We start from the raw sequence: 18,539 nt of genomic DNA on the forward strand, positions 1-18,539 counted from the left end.
GTACCTTCGTTGCTGAAACCGGTGACGGAGCGACGCGCGAGGCGCGGCCCGCGCCGGTCGATCCACCACACACGTCGAGAAGGGTGCTGGCGATGTCGCGCAGGAAGACGGAACGGCAGCTGAACCTGGTCATCTGTCTGCTGTCCACGCGCCGCCATCTCACCGCCCAGGAGATCCGCAAGACGGTGCTGGGGTACGCGGAGGCCGAGAGCGAGGCCGCGTTCAAGCGCATGTTCGAGCGTGACAAGCGCGAACTGCGAGACAGCGGTATCCCCATCCAGGTGGGGACCGGTGACGCGGTCAGCGGCGAGGAGGGCTACCGCATCTCGCGCACCGACTACGAGCTTCCCGAGATCGAGCTGCTGCCCGACGAGGCGGTGGTGCTGGGTCTGGCGGCGCGCGCCTGGCGGCACGCGGCCCTGGGGGAGGCGGCGGCCAACGCGCTGTTCAAGCTGCGGTCGGCCGGGGTCCCGGTGGACAGTGAGGCCGCGCCCGGGCTGTCCCCGGCCATGCGCACCGATGAGCCGTCCTTCGGCCCGGTCTGGCAGGCGGTGCGCGACCGTCGGCCGATCGCGTTCGACTACCGCAAGCCGGGCCAGGAGACGGCGGAGCGGCGCGAGGTCGAACCGTGGGGCATCGTGAACCTGCGCGGTCACTGGTACGTGGTGGGCCACGACCGGGCGCGCGGGGCGCGCCGTGTCTTCCGGCTCGGCCGGGTGCGCGGCGAGGTGACGGTGCTGCGCGGCGGCCCCGACGTGGTCGTTCCCGAGGGTGTGGACCTGCGGTCGGTGGTGGCGGGGCAGCACGCCGAACCCGAGCGGTCCGCGGTCCTGCGGGTGCGCACCGACGCCGCCCACGAACTCCGGCGCGGTGCGCGGCGTGTGGTCGCGGGTGAGCGCGACACCTCCGGCGGCGGTTGGGACACGCTCACCCTGCCCTACGCCGACACGCCCGACCTCGTGCGGCGGGTGGCCTCCTACGGCGCACGGGCGGTGGTGGTGGAACCGGTGGGGGCCCGTCAGGCGATCGCGGCGCACCTGGCCGCCACGGTCGAGTCCGGTGACGGGGCGGACGGCGCCGAAGGGGCCGTGCCCGACGAGGCCCCGGGTGCGCCCGCGCGGGGTCCGCGGTCCGCGGACCAGCTGCGCCGCCTGCTCATGCTCGTGCCCTACGCCCTGGGCCGTGACGTGGGGGTGCCCGAGGTCGCGCGGCACTTCGGGCTCAGTGAGAAGCAGGTCGTGGCCGACCTGAGCCTGTTGTGGATGTGCGGTCTGCCCGGGTACACACCGGGCGACCTGATCGACGTGGACCTGGACGCGGCCAGGGAGACCGGCGAGATCATCATCGGCAACGCCGACACGCTGGCGCAGCCGCTGCGGCTGACCGCGGACGAGGCGGCCAGCCTGGTGGTGGGCCTGTCACTGCTGGAGGCGCTGCCCGAGGCGCAGGGCCTGGAGGGTGACGCGCTCAAGCGGGTGGGGGAGAAGCTGCGCGCGGCGGCGGGGGCCGCGGTGGCGTCGCTGGCCGACGCGGTGCAGGTGCGGGTGGAGGTGGACGAGCAGGTCGCCGACACCCAGCGGCGTTGCGCCGACGCGCTGGCCTCCGGGCAGCGCCTGCACCTGCGCTATCTGTCGGGTTATCTGGACCAGGTGACCGAGCGTGACGTCGATCCGATGGGGCTGGTCGTGCAGGACGGGTACCCGTTCCTGGAGGGTTACTGCCACCTGCGCGGGGATGTGCGCCTGTTCCGTCTGGACCGGGTCCTGGACCTGAGCGTCCTGCCCCACGCGGCCCGGGTGCCCGAGGGGGTGGGGCGCCGGGACCTGTCGGCGGGGGTGCTGCAGCGCTCCGAGCGCGACACGGTGGTCACCCTCGACCTGGAGCCGTCCGCGCGGTGGGTCACCGAGGACTACGTGTGCGATTCGGTGGCCGAGCTGCCCGGGGGAGGCGTTCGCGCGACGCTGCGCACGCCCGCGCCCGCGTGGGTGGTGCGGCTCGCCCTGGGCTTGGGGCCCGCCTGCCGGGTGGCGGCCCCGGCCGAGGTCGCCGAGGAGGTGCGAGCCGAGGCGGGGCGGGCGCTGGCGCACTACGGCGCGGGCGCGCACCGGTAGTCCTCCCGGGTTTCCGGCGGCGGGCACCTCCCTCCTGTTCACCAGGGGGTGGGGTGCAGGTCATGACAGAAGGGATATGGTGGTGGGCATGATCGCCCTCGCTGTCCTTTTCGGCACGGTTCTCGCCGGGGCCGTCGTCGTCGGGGCCCTCGCCGCGAGGGCGCTCCGACACGCGCGCACGCTCTCCGCCGAGGTGGATCGGGCCACGGGCGCGTACCAGGCGAGCACAGCCGACCTACGCGAACGCGTCAACCTGAGCGGAACGTCGACGTGATGTCCGCGAAGCGCGGGACGCGTACCATCGAAGGCGCTCGGTTGCGCCCCACAGAGAGGTAGAACCATGGGAGCCATCAACGGACCCACCATCGCCATTCTGGTGGTCCTGGCCGTGTTGCTGTTCGGAGCCAAGAAACTTCCCGACCTCGCCAGGTCGGTGGGCCGCAGCGCGCGCATCCTCAAGGCCGAGAGCAAGGGCCTGATCGACGAGGAGAACAACGAGTCCGGCGACGACAAGAAGCAGCAGGAGGCCCCGCAGACGGCGCAGCGGAACGACGCCGAGGCCCAGCACCAGGGGTACCCGCAGCTTCCCCCCGGCCAGCGGATCGTCAACGAGTCCGGTGAGCCCCAGCCCCGCACCTACGGTAACTAGGGAACTGAGGGCCCGTTCCTTGGAACGGTCACCCGAGGGGGTTACCTTTCGGGCGTCCGAACACGGTCCGAAGCGAAGCGGCAGGACCCGAAGAACACCGCCCAGGGCGCGACCTCCTGGACCGGCCCCGAGGGTGCCGGTCCGGACCCGTGTCTTCGCGGATCACCGCGGGCGGCACCCGTCCGTGGGACCGTGCGCGGTCCCGGGGCGGGCACGTGGCTGATGGAGTAAGCGGGGTTCCGTCCGCCCGGGGCGGAACCGGACGAGAGAGAGTGACCACACGATGAGGGCACGAGGTCGGGCGGGCAATCCGGAGGCCCGGATGCCGCTCATGGACCACCTGCGTGAGCTGCGCGGCCGCCTGACCAAGGCACTGATCGGCCTCGCGCTGGGCGCCGTCGTCGGGTACGTGTTCTACCAGCAGGTGTGGGACTTCCTCACCGCGCCGTACTGCTCCCTGCCGGAGTCGTCGGCGTTCGACTCCGAGGGCTGCTCGCTCATCGTCACCGGCCCCTTCGACGCGTTCTTCGTCGCGATGAAGGTGTGGATCTTCGTCGGCGCCCTGGTGTCCGCGCCGGTCTGGCTGTACCAACTGTGGGCCTTCGTCGCCCCGGCCCTGCACACCCGGGAGAAGAAGTACGCCTACATCTTCGTCCCGCTCGCCGCGCTGCTGTTCATCGGCGGCGCCGTGCTGGCCTACAACATCACGTCGCTCGCGCTGACCGTCCTGTTCGGGTTCCTGCCCGAGGACGCCGACCCGATGCTGACCGTCGACCAGTACCTGGACTACATGGTCATCATGATGGTCATGTTCGGCCTGGGCTTCGTGATGCCGCTGCTGGTCGCGCTGCTCAACCTGGCCGGGATCCTGCCGCACGCGGCCCTGGCCAAGTGGCGCCGGGCCATCATCTTCGGGGCCTTCGCGATCTCGGCGGTCATCACCCCGGCGGAACCGATCTCGATGCTCGCGCTGGCCGTTCCGCTGGTGGTCCTGTTCGAGCTCGCCGAGCTGTTCGCCTTCCTCAACGACCGGCGCAAGCGCCGTGACGACCCGCTCGCGGACCTGGACGACGACGAGATCTCCGAGCTCGACGACACGCCCTCGGACCTGGACGAGCCGGACGTGGAGGAGAAGTCCTCCAAGCGCCGTTGAGCGGGCCCGCGACACGCTAGGGTCTGGCGGGAACCGGACGGTGCGGTTCCGGCGCCCCGGGCCGGCCCCGGGGAACGATCGGATGTTGTGAAGGGCCAAAGCGATGAGTGAGCAGTCCCCAGCCAAGCGTGAGCTTCCCCCCGAGGCCATGGGCAACGAGAAGTGGCACGACACCACGCACGCGGTGTGGATGCGGTCCTCGCTGTCCAAGGAGGAGTCCGAGGCCATCGTCGAGGTCGCCACGTTCGACGACGGTTTCCGCGCGGTGCGCGACGGCAAGTCGCCGGACAAGGGCACGCTGTTCTTCACCCCGGCGGAGTGGGAGGCGTTCGTTCTGGGCGCCCGCGACGGCGAGTTCGACATCCCCGAGGAGTACCTCACGGAGGAGGAGCGGCGGATCCAGAACCGCGAGGTCGACGTCGAGGTCGCCTGGGTGCCCTCCCCCCTGAACACGCCGGAGGCGATGGAGGAGTACCATCGCCGCCAGCGCGAGGAGGCCGAGCAGGCCCGCACCAGCGGGTCCTGAAGGGCCGGGCACGCCCGGGCGCGAGGGCGTGCGCGGCCCCGGCCGCCCGTGCGCCCTCAGTTCCCCGGGTAGCACAAGGACCTGTTGATGACCCCCGAGATCGACCTTCTGGTCAACCCCCGTTCCGGACGGGGCCGCGCCGCCGTCACCGCCGTCCGGCTCAAGGAACGCCTGCGTGAGGCGGGCGCGGACGTTCGCGTCCTGGTCGGCCACTCCGCCGCCGACAGCCGGCGTCTGGCCCGCCTGTCGGCCGCCGATAGCCCCCACGCCCTGGTGGCGGTGGGCGGTGACGGGCTGGTCCACCAGGCGGTGCAGGGGGTCGTGGGCACCGGGGTGCCGCTGGCGGTGGTCCCCGCGGGGACCGGCAACGACATCGCGCGGGCGTTCGGCCGTCCCGGAAGGTCGACGCGCGACACCGCGGCCGCGATCCTGGCCGGGCGCACGCGTGCGACCGACGCGGTGCGCCTGCGGCTGGACGACGGTGCCGAACGGTACTTCCTCAGTGTGCTGGCCTGCGGGTTCGACGCCCGTGTCAACGAGCGGGTGAACGGTTTCCGGTTCGGTGTGGGCCGGGCCGGATACGTGGTGGGTCTGCTGTCGGAGCTGCGTTCCTTCACCCCCACGGACTTCACCGTCGACGTGGACGGGCGCCGGATCGAGGAGCCGGGCATGTTGGTGGCGGTGGGCAACACCAGCGCCTACGGGGGCGGCATGCACATCTGTCCCGACGCGGTCCCCGACGACGGACTGCTGGACGTGGTGTTCCTCCGGGCGGCTCCGCTGTCGCGGTTCGTGCGGCTCTTCCCGCTGGTGTTCAGCGGCGGTCACACCGGCTTGGAGCAGGTCGTGGTCGAGCGCGGCCGTTCGGTCGCCATCCGCGGGGAGGCCGGCGCCGTCTACGCCGACGGTGAGCGGATCGGCCCTCCGCCACTGGTCTGTGACGTCGTCTCGGGCGCGGTCGAGATGTTGGACTTGACCTCATAGTCTGAGAGGCATATGAGTACTCACGCTGAGCGGTACGCCGCCTTCCGTCGGCGCAAGAGCGCCTCCAGCGCCGCGATCGAGGCCTTCCAGGGGCTCTACGGGTTCGAGTTCGACCCTTTCCAGGTCCGTGCCTGCAAGGCGTTGGAGTACGGTCACGGGGTCCTGGTCGCCGCGCCCACCGGATCGGGTAAGACCGTGGTCGGTGAGTTCGCCGTCCACCTGGCGTTGAGCCAGGGCACCAAGTGCTTCTACACCACGCCCATCAAGGCGCTGTCCAACCAGAAGTACAACGACCTGGTCAGCCGCTACGGCAGCGAGCAGGTCGGGCTGCTGACCGGCGACAACAGCGTCAACGGTGAGGCGCCGGTGGTCGTGATGACCACCGAGGTGCTGCGGAACATGCTCTACGAGGGGTCCTCGACCCTCGGCGGGCTGGCGTACGTGGTCATGGACGAGGTGCACTACCTCGCCGACCGCTTCCGCGGCGCGGTGTGGGAGGAGGTGATCATCCACCTGCCCGAGTCGGTGCGGATGGTCGCCTTGTCGGCCACGGTCAGCAACGCCGAGGAGTTCGGCGAGTGGCTCCAGCAGGTGCGCGGCGACACCACCGTCATCGTCGACGAGAAGCGGCCGGTCCCGCTGTGGCAGCACGTCATGGTGGGCCACCGGATCCACGACCTGTTCGCCGAGCCGGTGGAGGAGGAGACCGACACCAGCCGCGAGGAGGACCAACGCCGAGGCGGCCGCAAACGCAAGCGCAACCGCCGCGGCGACGACCGGTCGTGGCGGCCGCGTGAGATCGTCGTGGGCGGACAGAAGCTCGCGATCAACCCGAGGCTGAGCCGGATCGCCGAGGAGGACGCGCGCACCACCCAGCTGGCGCACCGCCGCCGCTCGCCCCAGTCGCGGGCGCGCAAGAACGGCACCATGCGGCCCCGCACCCGGTACGCGCCGCCGTCGCGGCCCACGATCATCGAGAAGCTCGACGACGAGGGCCTGCTGCCCGCGATCACCTTCATCTTCAGCCGCGCCGGATGCGACGACGCCGTGCGCCAGTGCGTGGCCTCGGGGCTGGTGCTCACCACCCCCGAGGAGGCCGCGCAGATCCGCGAGTACGCGGAGACGCGGTGCGCCGACATCCCTCCGGCGGACCTGGCCGTGCTGGGCTTCGAGCAGTGGCTGCGCGCCCTGGAGGCGGGGATCTCCGCCCACCACGCGGGCATGCTGCCCACGTTCAAGGAGATCGTCGAGGACCTGTTCTCCCGGGGACTGATCCGCGCGGTGTTCGCGACCGAGACCCTCGCCCTGGGCATCAACATGCCCGCCCGCACGGTGGTCATGGAGAAGTTGGACAAGTGGAACGGTGAGACCCACGCCCAACTGACCCCGGGCGAGTACACCCAGCTGACCGGGCGTGCGGGGCGGCGGGGGATCGACGTCGAGGGCCACGCCGTGGTCGTGTGGCAGGCCGGGACCGACCCCGAGTCGGTAGCGAGCCTGGCGGGCACCCGCACCTACCCGCTCAACTCCAGTTTCCAGCCGTCCTACAACATGGCGGTCAACCTCGTCGGCCAGGTGGGACGCCGACGCAGCCGCGCCATGCTGGAGGAGTCCTTCGCCCAGTTCCAGGCCGACCGGGCCGTGGTGGGCCTGGTCAAGCAGCTGCGCAAGCAGGAGGAGGCCCTGGAGGGGTACGCGGCCTCCGCCGAGTGCCACCTGGGCGACTTCATGGAGTACGCGGCGCTGCGCCGCGCCCTGAGCGACCGCGAGTCGATGCTGGCCAAGACCAGGTCGGTCCGGCGCCGCGACGAGGCCCTGGAGAGCCTGGAGAAGCTGCGTCCGGGCGACATCATCCGCATTCCCTCGGGCCGTTTCTCCGGCCACGCCGTCGTCCTGGACCCCGGCCTGAAACTGGATCTTCCGGCGCCGCTGGTGCTGACCGCGGACAAGCAGGTCAAGCGGGTCAACGCCAGCGACTTCACGGTCCCCGTGCACCCGTCGGGGCGCATGCGCATCCCCAAGTCGTTCTCGGCCCGGTCGCCGCGGTCGCGTCAGGACCTGGCCTCGACCCTGCGCAACAAGCTCCGGGAACAGGGCGACACCCCCAGGGCCGGGCGCGCTCCGCGTGAGGTCGGGGAGGACGAGGAGGTGCTGCGGCTGCGTTCCGAGCTGCGTCAGCACCCCTGCCACGGGTGTGACGAGCGTGAGGAGCACGCCCGCTGGGCCGAGCGCTACTTCCGGCTGCACAAGGAGGCCGAGGGCCTGCGCCGCCGGGTGGAGGGGCGTTCGCACGTGATCGCGCGGACCTTCGACCGGGTGTGCGGGGTGCTGGACGACCTGGGCTACCTGACCGGCGACACGGTCTCCGACGACGGGGCGCGCCTGGCCAAGGTGTACTCGGAGCTGGACCTGCTGGTCGCCGAGTGCCTGCGGCGGGGGCTGTGGAAGGACCTGACCCCGGTGGACATGGCGGCCGTCGCCGCCGCGCTGGTCTACGAGCCGCGCCGCAACGACGACCCGTTCCCGAGGGTGCCCGCCGGACGGGTCGAGGAGACCCTGGAGGAGATGGTGCGGCTGTGGGGCGACCTCAACGACGTCGAGTCGCGGCACCGGGTGTCGTTCCTGCGCCAGCCCGACCTCGGGTTCGTGTGGACCGCCCACCGCTGGGCCAGGGGGGACCGCCTCGACGCGATCCTGCGGCAGGCCGACATGCCCGCCGGTGACTTCGTGCGAACCGCGAAGATGCTGGGGGACATGCTCGGCCAGATCGCCGGGGCCACCGGGGACCCGCAGGTGCGCTCCACCGCGCGCAAGGCCACCGACCTCGTCCTGCGCGGCGTGGTCGCCTACTCGTCGTTCAACTGATCCCGGCCCTCCGGGCGCTCGCGCGAGCGCCCGGGAACGGACCTCAGCGGCCGGGCGGGGGGATCTCCCCGGAACCGCGGACCACCAGAGCGGTGGGGACGCGCTCCTCCCGGGGCGGGGCGTCGTCGCCCGCGATGCGCTCGAACAGCCGCCGGACCGCGAGGGTGCCGATCCGCACCACGTCCTGGGCGACCACGGTCACCCGGGGGACGAGCAGGTCGGCCATGGGGAAGTCGTCGAAGCCGACCACGGCCACGCGTTCGTGCAGGCCGCGCTCCTGGAGGGTCTGGATGGCGCCGATGGTCACCAGGTTCTGCGCGGTGAACAGGGCGGTGGGCGGGTGGTCGGAGTCGAGCAGGGCGGCCACGGCGCGGGCGGCGCTGGCGGTGTCGGGCAGGTCCTGGACGACGTGTCCGGGGCGTTCGGACAGGCCCCGTTCGGCCAGGGCGGCCCGGTAGCCCGCGACGCGTTCGCCGACGGTGCTGATGGTGCTCGCGTCGCCCAGGAAGGCGATCTCGGTGTGTCCGTGGTCGGCCAGGTGCAGGACCGCCTCGCGGGCGCCCTCGGTGTTGGTGGCCAGCACGGCGTCGGCGGCCAGCCCGCGCGGGGGCCGGTCGACGAACACCACGGGGGTGCCGGTGCGGATCTCCCGGTGCAGGTACCCGTGGTCGGGGGCGGCGGGGACGATGATGATGCCGTCCACCCGGTGCAGGGTGGCGGCGCGCACCAGCTCCAGCTCGCGCTGGGGGTCCTCGTCCAGGCTCCCGGCGAAGACCAGGGAGTCGTGGTCGCGGGCGACGTCCTCCACCGCCCGGCTCAGGGTGGCGGAGAAGGGGTTGGCCACGTCCTCCAGCAGCAGGGCGATCTGGCGGGTCGCGCCGTCGGTGCGTCGCAGGCTGGAGGCGGCGAGGTTGGGCTGGAAGTCCAGCTGGACGATGGCGCGGGTGACGCGGTCGCGCAGTTCGTCGGAGACGGTGGAGACGCCGTTGATGACGCGGGAGACGGTCTTGATGCTCACGCCCGACAGCGCGGCGACGTCCTTCATGGTGGCCCGGCGGACCGGTTCCCCGGACGCGGACCGCGGCTCGCCGCCCCTGTGCTGCACCGACACTCGAACTCCGACTTCTCTGCGCGACGCCTTGACCGTCGTTCCCACAGGCGGGCGGGGCGGCGCCGGGAGGCACCGCCCCTGAGCGCTCATCGCCGGTCTCCGGCGGGTGGGGACGCTCTCATTGTGCCGCACCCGCCTGGTGCGGGGTGAGCGGGCGGACGGTGACCTCCTCGGCGAGCCCGTTCCCGCCCCTGGTGTAGAGGGTGACGCCGGTGGCGGAGGGGTCGGGGAAGGCCAGGTGGGTGAGTGCCGCGCGGCCGTCGGCGGCGAACACCTCCACCGACGAGGTGTCCACGACCACGCGCAGGCGCAGCGTGCCGTCCTCCAGGGGCAGGGGGACGGCGCCGCGGCTGGGGAAGGCGTGGTGGAAGCCGGTGTTCCCGGCGCGGGTCCGGTCGACGAACAGCTCCCCCGCCTCGGTGTCGTAGCCGATCACGGTCGCCTGGTCGCCGTCGTCGTGGACGCGCAGGCCGATCTCGTCGGACCCGTTCGGCCGGAGTGTCACCTCCACCTGGTGGGCCTGGCCGGGTCCGGGGTCGACCAGGTGGTGGCCGCCCGGGCCGACGGGGACGCGGACGCGCTGGTAGAGCGGTGCTTCGTAGACCTCCTGGAGCTGGTCGACGGGGTTCTGGACGAGCCGGGGCCGTCCGTCGATGGTCTCCAGCTCCAGCTGGCGGGGCAGGGCCATCTGGCCGCGCCAGGGGGTGGTGGGCAGGGCCCCGGCGTACTGCCAGTTGCTCATCCAGGCCATGGTGATCCGGGCGCCGTCGGGGGTGTCGTTGTAGGACACGGCGGCGTAGTAGTCGCGGCCCCAGTCGAGCCAGTCGTAGTCGGCCAGTCCTGGCTGGGGGTGGTCGGACAGGACGACGTGGTCGAGGAGGATGTGGCCCCAGCCTCCGGTGGCGTCGTCGTTGACGCGCAGGCGGGCGGTGCGGCCGACCAGGTCGCTGACGTCCCAGGAGACCCAGTCGAGGTGTTCGCTGTCGCGGCCGGTGGCGGTGCGCACGACCTCGCCGTCCACGACCAGGTTGACCGAGGCGTCCCCGCCTTGGCCGGTGTTGGGGTGGTTTCCTCCGCCGACGAGGAGGTTGACGTGGTCGCGGTCGATGGTGAATTCGGGTGAGGTCGCGTGGCCGCGCGGCGCGTCGCCGCCGACGAAGCTGTTGAGCAGGTGTTCGCCCTCGTAGCCGTACACGTGCTGTTGGCCGGGCAGGGTGCCCTGGGCGGGCACGGTGCCGAAGGGTCCGTCACCGCCGGTGCCGTCGAGGTCGTTGATCACCTCCCAGTCGCCGTAACCGCTTTCGAAGTCGGCGAACACCTCGCCCTCGGGCGGCCCGGAGTCGACGAGGTGCTCCGGGGTGAAGGTGGTGCCGTCGAAGTCGCCGACGAAGTACTGGGCGCCGGACCCTCCGGCGACCGACCCGGGGTTGAGGTTGACGATGAGTACCCAACGGGTGTCGTCGGGGTCGCCGTCGACGGGGAGTTCGAACAGGTCGGGGACCTCCCAGATGCCGCCGTCGGCGTGGGCGGGGCCGAAGTCGCTGAGGAACTCCCACTCCAGGAGGTCGTCGGAACGGTAGAAGTGGACGACGTGGTCGGTGGCGACGACGGCGGCCATCACCCAGTAGCCGCCCTCCTCGTACCAGAACACCTTGGGGTCGCGGAAGTTCGGGTCGCCGATGTCCAGGACGGGGTTGCCCTCGTACCGCTCCCAGGTGTAGCCGCCGTCGAGGCTGTAGGCGAGGGATTGCGCCTGGATGCCGGGGCGGTCGGAGGCGTCGGTGTGGGCGCTGGTGTAGACGGCGACCAGGGGCGGGTTCTGCGCGGTGCCCAGGCCGCTGGTGTTGTGTTCGTCGAAGACGACGCCGCCGGAGAAGACGTGCTCCTGGTCGGTGTACGGGATGGCCAGCGGCTGCTGTTCCCAGTGGATCAGGTCGGGGCTGGTGGCGTGCCCCCAGGACATGTTGCCCCACTGGTCGCCCTCGGGGTTGTACTGGAAGTACAGGTGGTAGCGGCCGTCGTGGTGGACGAGGCCGTTGGGGTCGTTCATCCAGTTCTCGGCCGGGGTGAAGTGCAGCTGGGGTCGGTGCGGGTGGTCGGCGGTCGCGGAGCCGGGCGCCGCGGCGGTGAGGGTCAGGGCGGCTCCGGTGGCCAGGGCGGTCACGACGGCCAGGGCGGCTGTGCTCCGGGAGCGTCTGCGAGGGGTGCGGTGGAGCGGTTGTCGGTGCATGTGCCTCTCCGATCTCGACCCCGAGGGAGGTTCCACGGCGGGGGCTCGCGGCCAGTGGTGGTGGCGACCGGGCGATCCGTGGGTTGCTGGGAGGTTTCCGGGGTCGGTGACGTGGCTCACCATGCATCGAGTGAGTCAACGTTGTCAACGGGGTCTCCCTGATTGTCCTGGTTGATTGAACTGCTGTTACTTCAGGGGTTGACACAGGCTTGATGCCTCTATGAAACTTTCGGGACATCGTTGTCTCGGTGATGTGAGTCTCGTGGCAGCGCACTGATCCCCCGCCTCGCGTCCAGCGTGGCCGCGCAGAAGGAGAAACCCATGACGAACGCACCGTGGACACGTCGGGCCCTGGCCGTCACCGCGGGACTGGGTCTGGTGACCTCGGTGGCCGCCTGTTCCGGCGGCGAGGAGGGGGGTGACGACACGGTCCTGGTCGGACTCATCACCAAGACCGAGACCAACCCGTTCTTCGTCAAGATGCAGGAGGGCGCCCGGGAGGCCGCCGACGAGCACGGCGTGACCCTTCAGACCTACTCCGGCGAGTACGACGGCGACAACGAGAGCCAGGTCCAGGCGGTGGAGAACCTCATGGCCGCCGGCGCCGACGGCATCCTCATCACGCCCAACGACTCCGAGGCGATCGTTCCCGTGCTGGACCAGGCCCGCGCCGCCGGGATCATGGTCGTCGCACTGGACACCCCCACCGAGCCCGCCGACGCGGTCGACGCCACCTTCGCCACCGACAACTTCCTCGCCGGTGAGCTCATCGGGCAGTGGGCGGCCCAGCGGTTCGAGGAGGCCGGTGAGGAGCCGCGCGTGGCCATGCTCGACCTCAACCCCAACCAGATCGCCGTGGACGTCGCCCGTGACCAGGGCTTCCTTCAGGGGCTGGGGGTCGACATCGCCGACCCGGCGCAGATCGGTGACGAGGACGACCCCCGGATCGTCGGCCACGACGTCACCGAGGGCGCCGAGGAGGGCGGGCGCACCGCGATGGAGAACCTCCTCCAGCGCGACCCCGACCTCAACCTCGTCTACACGATCAACGAGCCCGCCGCGGCCGGAGCCTACGAGGCGCTGCGCGCCGCGGGCCGCACCGACGACGTGACCATCGTGTCGGTCGACGGCGGCTGCCCGGGCGTGGACAACGTCGCCAGCGGTGTCATCGGCGCCACCTCCATGCAGTTCCCGCTGGACATGGCGGCCATGGGCGTCGAGGCGGTCGTCGAGTACGCCGAGTCCGGCCAGACGCCCGAGGCGTCCGAGGGCCTGGACTTCGTCAACACCGGCGTCGAGCTCGTCACCGACGAGGAGGCCGACGGCCTGGAGTCCCGGGACAGCGCCTGGGGCCAGGAGAACTGCTGGGGCTGAGTCGGCCGGAGCCCGCCCGCCACGAGACGAAGGAAGAACCGAACCACCGTGACCACCTCGAACACCCCTCGGGTGACCACAGCGAGCCCCGAACCGCCGCCGCTCAGGCCGGAGGCCGACGTACGCCCCCAGAACCTGGCCGACCGGATCCAGAACCTCCTGCACGCCCAGGCCACCCTCGGTCCGGCCGCGGTCCTGCTGATCACCGTCCTGGCGTTCGCCCTGATCAGCCCCAACTTCCTCCAGCCCACGAACCTGTCGCTGATCCTCCAGCAGACGGCCGTCATCGGCACGCTGGCGCTGGGCCAGACCCTGATCATCCTCACCGCGGGCATCGACCTGTCGGTGGGCTCGATCATGGTGCTGTGCTCCATCATCATGGGGAGGCTGTCGGCCGACCTGGGTGTGCCCGCGCCGGTCGCCCTCCTCGTGGGCCTGGCCAGCGGCATGGCATGCGGACTGTTCAACGGCTTCCTCGTCACCAGGGTCAAGCTGCCGCCCTTCATCGTCACCCTGGGCTCGCTCAACATCTTCTTCGCGCTGAACCTGTGGATCTCCCGCAGTGAGACGATCCGCGGCGCGGACATGGGGGACCTGCTGCTGTGGACCGGCCGGGTGGTCACCGTCGGCGACACCCGTATCACCTACGGCTCCATCCTCATGCTGGTCATCGTCGCGGTGCTGGCCTACGCGCTGCACCGCACCCGGTGGGGGCGGCACGTGTACGCCACCGGTGACGACCGGGAGGCCGCGCGTCTGGCGGGCATCCGGGTCAACCGGGTGCTGCTGAGTGTCTACGCGGTCGCGGGCCTGGTGTACGCGGTGGGCGCGTGGATGCTCATCGGCCGGATCGCCTCGGCCAGCCCGCAGGCCGGCGTCATGGACAACCTCGACAGCATCACCGCCGTGGTCCTGGGCGGCACCAGCCTCTTCGGCGGGCGGGGCATGATCATCGGCACCGTCATGGGCGCGCTCATCGTGGGGGTGTGCCGCAACGGCCTGTCCCTGGCGGGGGTGGACGTGCTGTGGCAGAACTTCGCCGTGGGCGTCCTGGTGATCCTCGCCGTCTCCCTCGACCAGTGGATCAGAAAGGTTCGACGATGACCCAGCCGACCCCACGGACCGACCTCGTCGCACCACCGGAGGAGACGGTGACCGACCCTTCCACCACGCGGCCGGTTCTCCAGGCACGCGGCCTGGTCAAGCGCTACGGCGGGGTGACCGCCCTGTCCGGGGCCGACCTGGAGCTCTACCCCGGGGAGATCCTCGCCGTCATCGGCGACAACGGCGCGGGCAAGTCCAGCCTGATCAAGGCCCTGTCGGGGGCGATCGTCCCCGACGAGGGGGAGATCCTGGTGGACGGTGCGCCCGTGCGGCTGCCCACCCCGATCGCCGCCCGGGAGGCGGGGATCGAGACCGTGCACCAGAGCCTGGCGGTCTCACCGTCCCTGGACATCGCCACCAACCTCTTCCTCGGGCGGGAGCTGCGCCGCCCGGGCGTGCTCGGGTCGGTGTTTCGGATGCTCGACCGGGCGCGGATGCGGGCCGAGGCCGCCCGGCACCTGGACGACCTGGGCATCATGACCATCCAGAACCCCAACCAGGCGGTGGAGACGCTCTCGGGCGGTCAGCGCCAGGCGGTCGCGGTGGCTCGTGCGGCGGCCTTCGGCCACAGGGTCGTGATCATGGACGAGCCGACCGCGGCGCTGGGCGTGCGCGAGTCCCGTGCGGTTCTCGACCTCATCCTCCGGGTCCGCGACAAGGGGCTGCCGGTGATCCTCATCAGCCACAACATGCCGCACGTGTTCGAGATCGCCGACCGGGTCCACGTCCAGCGGCTGGGCCGTCGGGCCGCCACCCTCGATCCCTCGGGATGCTCCATGTCCGACGCGGTCGCGGTGATGACCGGTGCCCTGGATCCGGCGGAGCTGCCAGAGAGCGCCCTGGCGCCGGGGGCCGTCCGATGATCCTCGTGTGCGGCGAAGCCCTCGTCGACCTGGTTCCCCAGGAGGACGGCGGCCTGTGGCGGGCGGTGCCCGGCGGCGGACCGGCCAACGCCGCGGTCGCCCTGACCCGGCTCGGTGAGGAGGCCGCCCTGGTGTGCCGCCTGTCCGGTGACGTGTTCGGGCGCCAGATCCGGGCCCACCTGGTCGAACGCGGGGTGGACCTGGAATGGGCCGTGGCCGCCCGAGAGCACGCCACGATGGCCGTGGTGGGCCTGGACGCCGACGGGGCCGCGGAGTACTCCTTCTACCTGCAGGGGACCGCCGACTGGCAGTGGCGTCCGGAGGAGCTGCCCGAACCGTCCGAGGACGTCCGGGCGATCCACACCGGCTCCCTGGCCGCCGCGCTGGAGCCGGGGGCGGGGGTGCTGCGTGAGTGGGCGCGGTCCCACCGGGACCGGGTGGTGATCTTCCACGACGTCAACGCCCGGCCCGCGGTGGGGCTGGACCGGGCCGCGTTCACCGAGGGCGCGGGACGGTGGATGGACGTGGCCCACGTGGTGAAGGTGAGCGACGAGGACCTGGCGTGGCTGGAGCCGGGGCGCGACCCGGTCACGGTCGCCGAGCGGTTGGTCGTCCGGCACGAACTCGACCTGTTGCTGCTCACGCGGGGCGGCGACGGGGCGGTGGCGCTGTCGGCGCGCTGGGGCGACCACGTGTCGGTGCCGGGCGCGCCGGTTTCGGTCCGGGACACCGTGGGCGCGGGCGACACCTTCGGCGCGGCCGTGCTCGCCCGCCTGTCCGACCTGGGCTACCTGGACCGTCCGGGCAAGCTCGCCGCGCTGGCCCCGGGCACGGCGGGGGAGGTTCTGGAGTTCGCGGCCGGGGCCGCGGCGCTGGCCTGTACGACCGAGGGCGCCGACCCTCCCGACCGTGCCGGGGTGGAGCGGTTCCTGCGCGGAACACCGGGGGGCCGCTGAGTGTTGACCGGTTCGGGCGCCGGCAGGGTGCTTGTGGACGGGGCCGCGCCGTAGGCGTCCTTTGAGGGTGGTGGAGGGCGTCGGGCGGGCGGAGTCGAACCGCGAGCGGGGAACGAGCGTCAGGCGAAGGTGAGGATGAGGAATCCCTGCCCTGCGGGTGGCCGAACACGGGCCGAAGCGAAGCGGCGGGCCCGAAGAAACACCGCCTAGTGGTACCCCCGTGGTCGGGGAGACCTCCGGGTGAGGCCATCATGGGGGGGAGCACGGGACCCGTCCAGGGGTGTGCGGTGGACTCCGTCCATCGTGTCCGTCCTGGGGGCCTGTAGTCCGCAACACACCTGAAGCGAGGATTGAGCAGTGCTGCGCACCCTCATCAACGGCAAGATCCACCGAGCCACCGTGACCCAGGCCGACCTGCACTACGTCGGCTCGGTGACGATCGACGCCGACCTGATGGACGCCGCCGACATCGTCGACGGAGAGCAGGTCCACATCGTCGACATCGACAACGGCAACCGACTCGTCACGTACGCGATCACGGGTGAGCGCGGCAGCGGCGTGATCGGGATCAACGGCGCCGCGGCGCGTCTGGTGAGCCCGGGCGACCTGGTCATCATCATCTCCTACGCCCAGGTCACCGAGGCCGAGCGGGCTGAGCACGTCCAGCACATCGTGCACGTGGACCGGGACAACCGGATCGTGGCGCTGGGCAACGACCCGGCCGAGCCGATCCCCGGGAGCGAACTCGTCTCCGGGCGCTGACCGCCCTCCCTCCGGTCCGAAGGCCGGTGACGGAGCACCCGCCGCCGGACGCGTGCGCGTCCGGCGGCGGGGCGCGTTCGGGGTCGGGCCACCCCGGATGGCCGGATCCGGCCTGCTCGGTGCCGCTCCGGGGCGGGTACGTCCAGCGGCGGGATGGACGGTGCTGACGAGGAGCGGCGGCGGGTCGCCGAGTACATCGAGTGGCAGAAACAGGGGGCGTGGACGGTCCTGTGGGGCCTTTACACCCGTTGTTTCTGGGCGTACGCGTGCTGGCCGGTGGTACCCGAGGAGGGGCTCGTGATCAGCGCGCGTGATCATCACGAGCTGTACGCGCTGATGCGCTCCGTGGAGCGTGAGCACGGTTACCTGAGGTGGCGCTACGGCCGAAAGTGACGAAGGTTTACGATTCATCCGTTGTCAGGATGAATCGAAAGGCGGGCCTCGTGACCACGGAATCCACGTCGGGCGGTCGGGGGCTCACGGAGGACCAGCGCGCTCGCCTGCAGCGCCGTACCGTTCTGACGCTGATGCTCACCCAGGTCGTCGGCGGCATCGGGATGGGCTCCATGCTGGCCGTGGGTGCGCTCATCGCCCGGGACCTGACCGGTTCGGACACCTGGTCGGGTATGGCCACCACGATGATCACGCTGGGCGCGGCCGTGTTCGCCTTGCCCCTCGCCTCGATCGCCACGCGGCGCGGACGCCGTCCCGGGCTGGCACTCGGATGGGCCATGGGCGGGGTGGGCAGCTCCGTGGTCATCGCGGCCGCGGTCATGGAGTGGTTCGTCCCGTTCCTGGTCGGCATGGTGCTCATCGGCGCGGGGACCGCCACCAACCTCCAGGCCAGGCACGCCGCCGCCGACCTGGCCGGTGAGGGCACCCGAGGCCGCGACCTGTCGGTCGTGGTGTGGGCGACGACCGTCGGCGCCGTGCTGGGCCCCAACCTCATCGGTGTCGGCGGGCGCGTGGCCGCGCTGGTCGGTCTGCCCGAACTGCTCGGTCCGGTGCTGTTCACCACCGCCGGATTCGCCCTCGGCGCGGCCCTGACGCTGGTGCTGTTGCGCCCCGACCCGCTGCTGGCGAGCGCCGCGCGGGTGGACGCACCCGGCGCCGGCCCGTCCACCGCGGTTCCGACGCGGCGGTCCCCGCTGTCGGGTCTGCCCGAGGTCACCGGCAACCCCCGGGCCCTGCTGGCGATCGTCGGGATCGTGGCCAGCCACACCGTCATGGTCGCGGTCATGACCATGACCCCCGTGCACATGTCCCACCACGGGGTCGCGCTGACGGTCGTCGGACTGACTCTCTCGCTGCACATCGCCGGGATGTACGCGTTCTCCCCGCTCGTGGGCTGGCTCACCGACCGTCTCGGCCCGGTGCCCGTGCTGTTGGCCGGCCAGGGGGTGCTCTTGACGGCCGTGGCGGTCGCCGGCACGGCCGGGGACGACGAGGCGCGGGTGACGCTTGGCCTGGTGCTGCTCGGCCTGGGGTGGTCGTTCGGCCTGGTGTCCGGGTCGACGCTGTTGGCCGAGTCGGTGCCCGACGCCGTGCGTCCGCGGGTACAGGGCCTGAGCGACCTGCTCATGAACCTGGGTGGTGCGTCGGCGGGCGCGATGTCGGGGGTCGTGCTCACCCAGGCGGGCTTTGGCGGTCTCAACCTGTTCGCCGCGCTGTTCACCCTCCCGGTCGTGGTGCTCGCGGTGCGCGCGCTCGTGGCCGGTCGCGGTGGGGGCGCCGACACCTCCTGAGCGGTCACGCCGAAAACTCGGCCGGACCTTTACCGGAAACGCCCTGGTGGTGCCCCCTGCGCGGGCTCTCGCGCGGTTACGGTGCAGTTCGGAAGGCGCCTACCGG

Annotated in this window: 16 protein-coding genes; 14 read left to right on the forward strand and 2 right to left on the reverse strand. The window is 71.6% G+C overall.

The window, feature by feature from the left end; all coding sequences use genetic code 11:
• Positions 1–92 precede the first annotated feature (92 nt).
• From KIK06_RS04885 to KIK06_RS04915, 7 genes are all read left to right on the forward strand, one after another.
• The gene (locus tag KIK06_RS04885; protein WP_268642089.1) at positions 93–2,111 is read left to right on the forward strand and encodes a helix-turn-helix transcriptional regulator; all 2,019 of its coding nucleotides are present in this window, start codon (positions 93–95) and stop codon (positions 2,109–2,111) included.
• An 88-nt stretch (positions 2,112–2,199) separates the two neighbouring features.
• Entirely contained in the window at positions 2,200–2,385 is a 186-nt protein-coding gene (locus tag KIK06_RS04890) for a hypothetical protein (protein WP_026127395.1), read from the forward strand.
• A 66-nt stretch (positions 2,386–2,451) separates the two neighbouring features.
• Positions 2,452–2,760: a Sec-independent protein translocase subunit TatA gene (tatA, locus tag KIK06_RS04895; RefSeq protein ID WP_268642090.1), complete on the forward strand. Its 309-nt coding sequence runs from the start codon at positions 2,452–2,454 to the stop codon at positions 2,758–2,760.
• Positions 2,761–3,082: 322 nt separating this feature from the next.
• Entirely contained in the window at positions 3,083–3,913 is an 831-nt protein-coding gene (tatC, locus tag KIK06_RS04900) for a twin-arginine translocase subunit TatC (protein ID WP_017597453.1), read from the forward strand.
• A 103-nt stretch (positions 3,914–4,016) separates the two neighbouring features.
• On the forward strand, positions 4,017–4,439 hold the full coding sequence (locus KIK06_RS04905) for a DUF397 domain-containing protein (protein WP_017597454.1): 423 nt from the start codon (positions 4,017–4,019) through the stop codon (positions 4,437–4,439).
• Positions 4,440–4,526: 87 nt separating this feature from the next.
• Positions 4,527–5,423 carry a diacylglycerol/lipid kinase family protein gene (locus KIK06_RS04910; RefSeq protein WP_268642091.1) on the forward strand — a complete coding sequence of 299 codons (897 nt, stop codon included), beginning with the start codon at positions 4,527–4,529 and terminating at the stop codon, positions 5,421–5,423.
• Between the two features lie 12 nt (positions 5,424–5,435).
• Positions 5,436–8,288, forward strand: coding sequence for a DEAD/DEAH box helicase (locus KIK06_RS04915; protein ID WP_268642092.1), 2,853 nt, complete (start codon positions 5,436–5,438; stop codon positions 8,286–8,288).
• A gap of 43 nt (positions 8,289–8,331) precedes the next feature.
• On the opposite strand, the gene KIK06_RS04920 is transcribed toward KIK06_RS04915, so the two are convergent.
• Both KIK06_RS04920 and KIK06_RS04925 read right to left on the reverse strand, forming a co-directional pair.
• Positions 8,332–9,399: a LacI family DNA-binding transcriptional regulator gene (locus KIK06_RS04920; protein WP_268642093.1), complete on the reverse strand. Its 1,068-nt coding sequence runs from the start codon at positions 9,397–9,399 to the stop codon at positions 8,332–8,334.
• A gap of 118 nt (positions 9,400–9,517) precedes the next feature.
• The gene (locus KIK06_RS04925) at positions 9,518–11,629 is read right to left on the reverse strand and encodes a glycoside hydrolase family 32 protein (protein WP_268642094.1); all 2,112 of its coding nucleotides are present in this window, start codon (positions 11,627–11,629) and stop codon (positions 9,518–9,520) included.
• 321 nt (positions 11,630–11,950) lie between these two features.
• Between KIK06_RS04925 and KIK06_RS04930 the strand changes: the two genes are divergently transcribed.
• The 7 genes from KIK06_RS04930 to KIK06_RS04960 all read left to right on the forward strand — a co-directional run bounded on the left by KIK06_RS04930 (position 11,951) and on the right by KIK06_RS04960 (position 18,433).
• Positions 11,951–13,003: a sugar ABC transporter substrate-binding protein gene (locus tag KIK06_RS04930; RefSeq protein ID WP_017597459.1), complete on the forward strand. Its 1,053-nt coding sequence runs from the start codon at positions 11,951–11,953 to the stop codon at positions 13,001–13,003.
• 48 nt (positions 13,004–13,051) lie between these two features.
• Entirely contained in the window at positions 13,052–14,107 is a 1,056-nt protein-coding gene (locus KIK06_RS04935) for an ABC transporter permease (protein ID WP_017597460.1), read from the forward strand.
• Entirely contained in the window at positions 14,104–14,970 is an 867-nt protein-coding gene (locus tag KIK06_RS04940) for an ATP-binding cassette domain-containing protein (RefSeq protein ID WP_268642095.1), read from the forward strand. The genes KIK06_RS04935 and KIK06_RS04940 overlap by 4 nt, the downstream gene beginning before the upstream one ends.
• On the forward strand, positions 14,967–15,926 hold the full coding sequence (locus KIK06_RS04945) for a carbohydrate kinase family protein (protein WP_268642096.1): 960 nt from the start codon (positions 14,967–14,969) through the stop codon (positions 15,924–15,926). The genes KIK06_RS04940 and KIK06_RS04945 overlap by 4 nt, the downstream gene beginning before the upstream one ends.
• A gap of 357 nt (positions 15,927–16,283) precedes the next feature.
• Positions 16,284–16,688 carry an aspartate 1-decarboxylase gene (gene panD, locus KIK06_RS04950; protein WP_017597463.1) on the forward strand — a complete coding sequence of 135 codons (405 nt, stop codon included), beginning with the start codon at positions 16,284–16,286 and terminating at the stop codon, positions 16,686–16,688.
• A 153-nt stretch (positions 16,689–16,841) separates the two neighbouring features.
• The gene (locus KIK06_RS04955; protein WP_268642097.1) at positions 16,842–17,081 is read left to right on the forward strand and encodes a hypothetical protein; all 240 of its coding nucleotides are present in this window, start codon (positions 16,842–16,844) and stop codon (positions 17,079–17,081) included.
• A 50-nt stretch (positions 17,082–17,131) separates the two neighbouring features.
• On the forward strand, positions 17,132–18,433 hold the full coding sequence (locus KIK06_RS04960; RefSeq protein ID WP_268642098.1) for an MFS transporter: 1,302 nt from the start codon (positions 17,132–17,134) through the stop codon (positions 18,431–18,433).
• The last annotated feature ends 106 nt before the right edge of the window (positions 18,434–18,539 follow it).

Origin of the sequence: Nocardiopsis sp. EMB25 (assembly GCF_026797795.1) — a bacterium.
Lineage (GTDB): Bacteria > Actinomycetota > Actinomycetes > Streptosporangiales > Streptosporangiaceae > Nocardiopsis > Nocardiopsis lucentensis.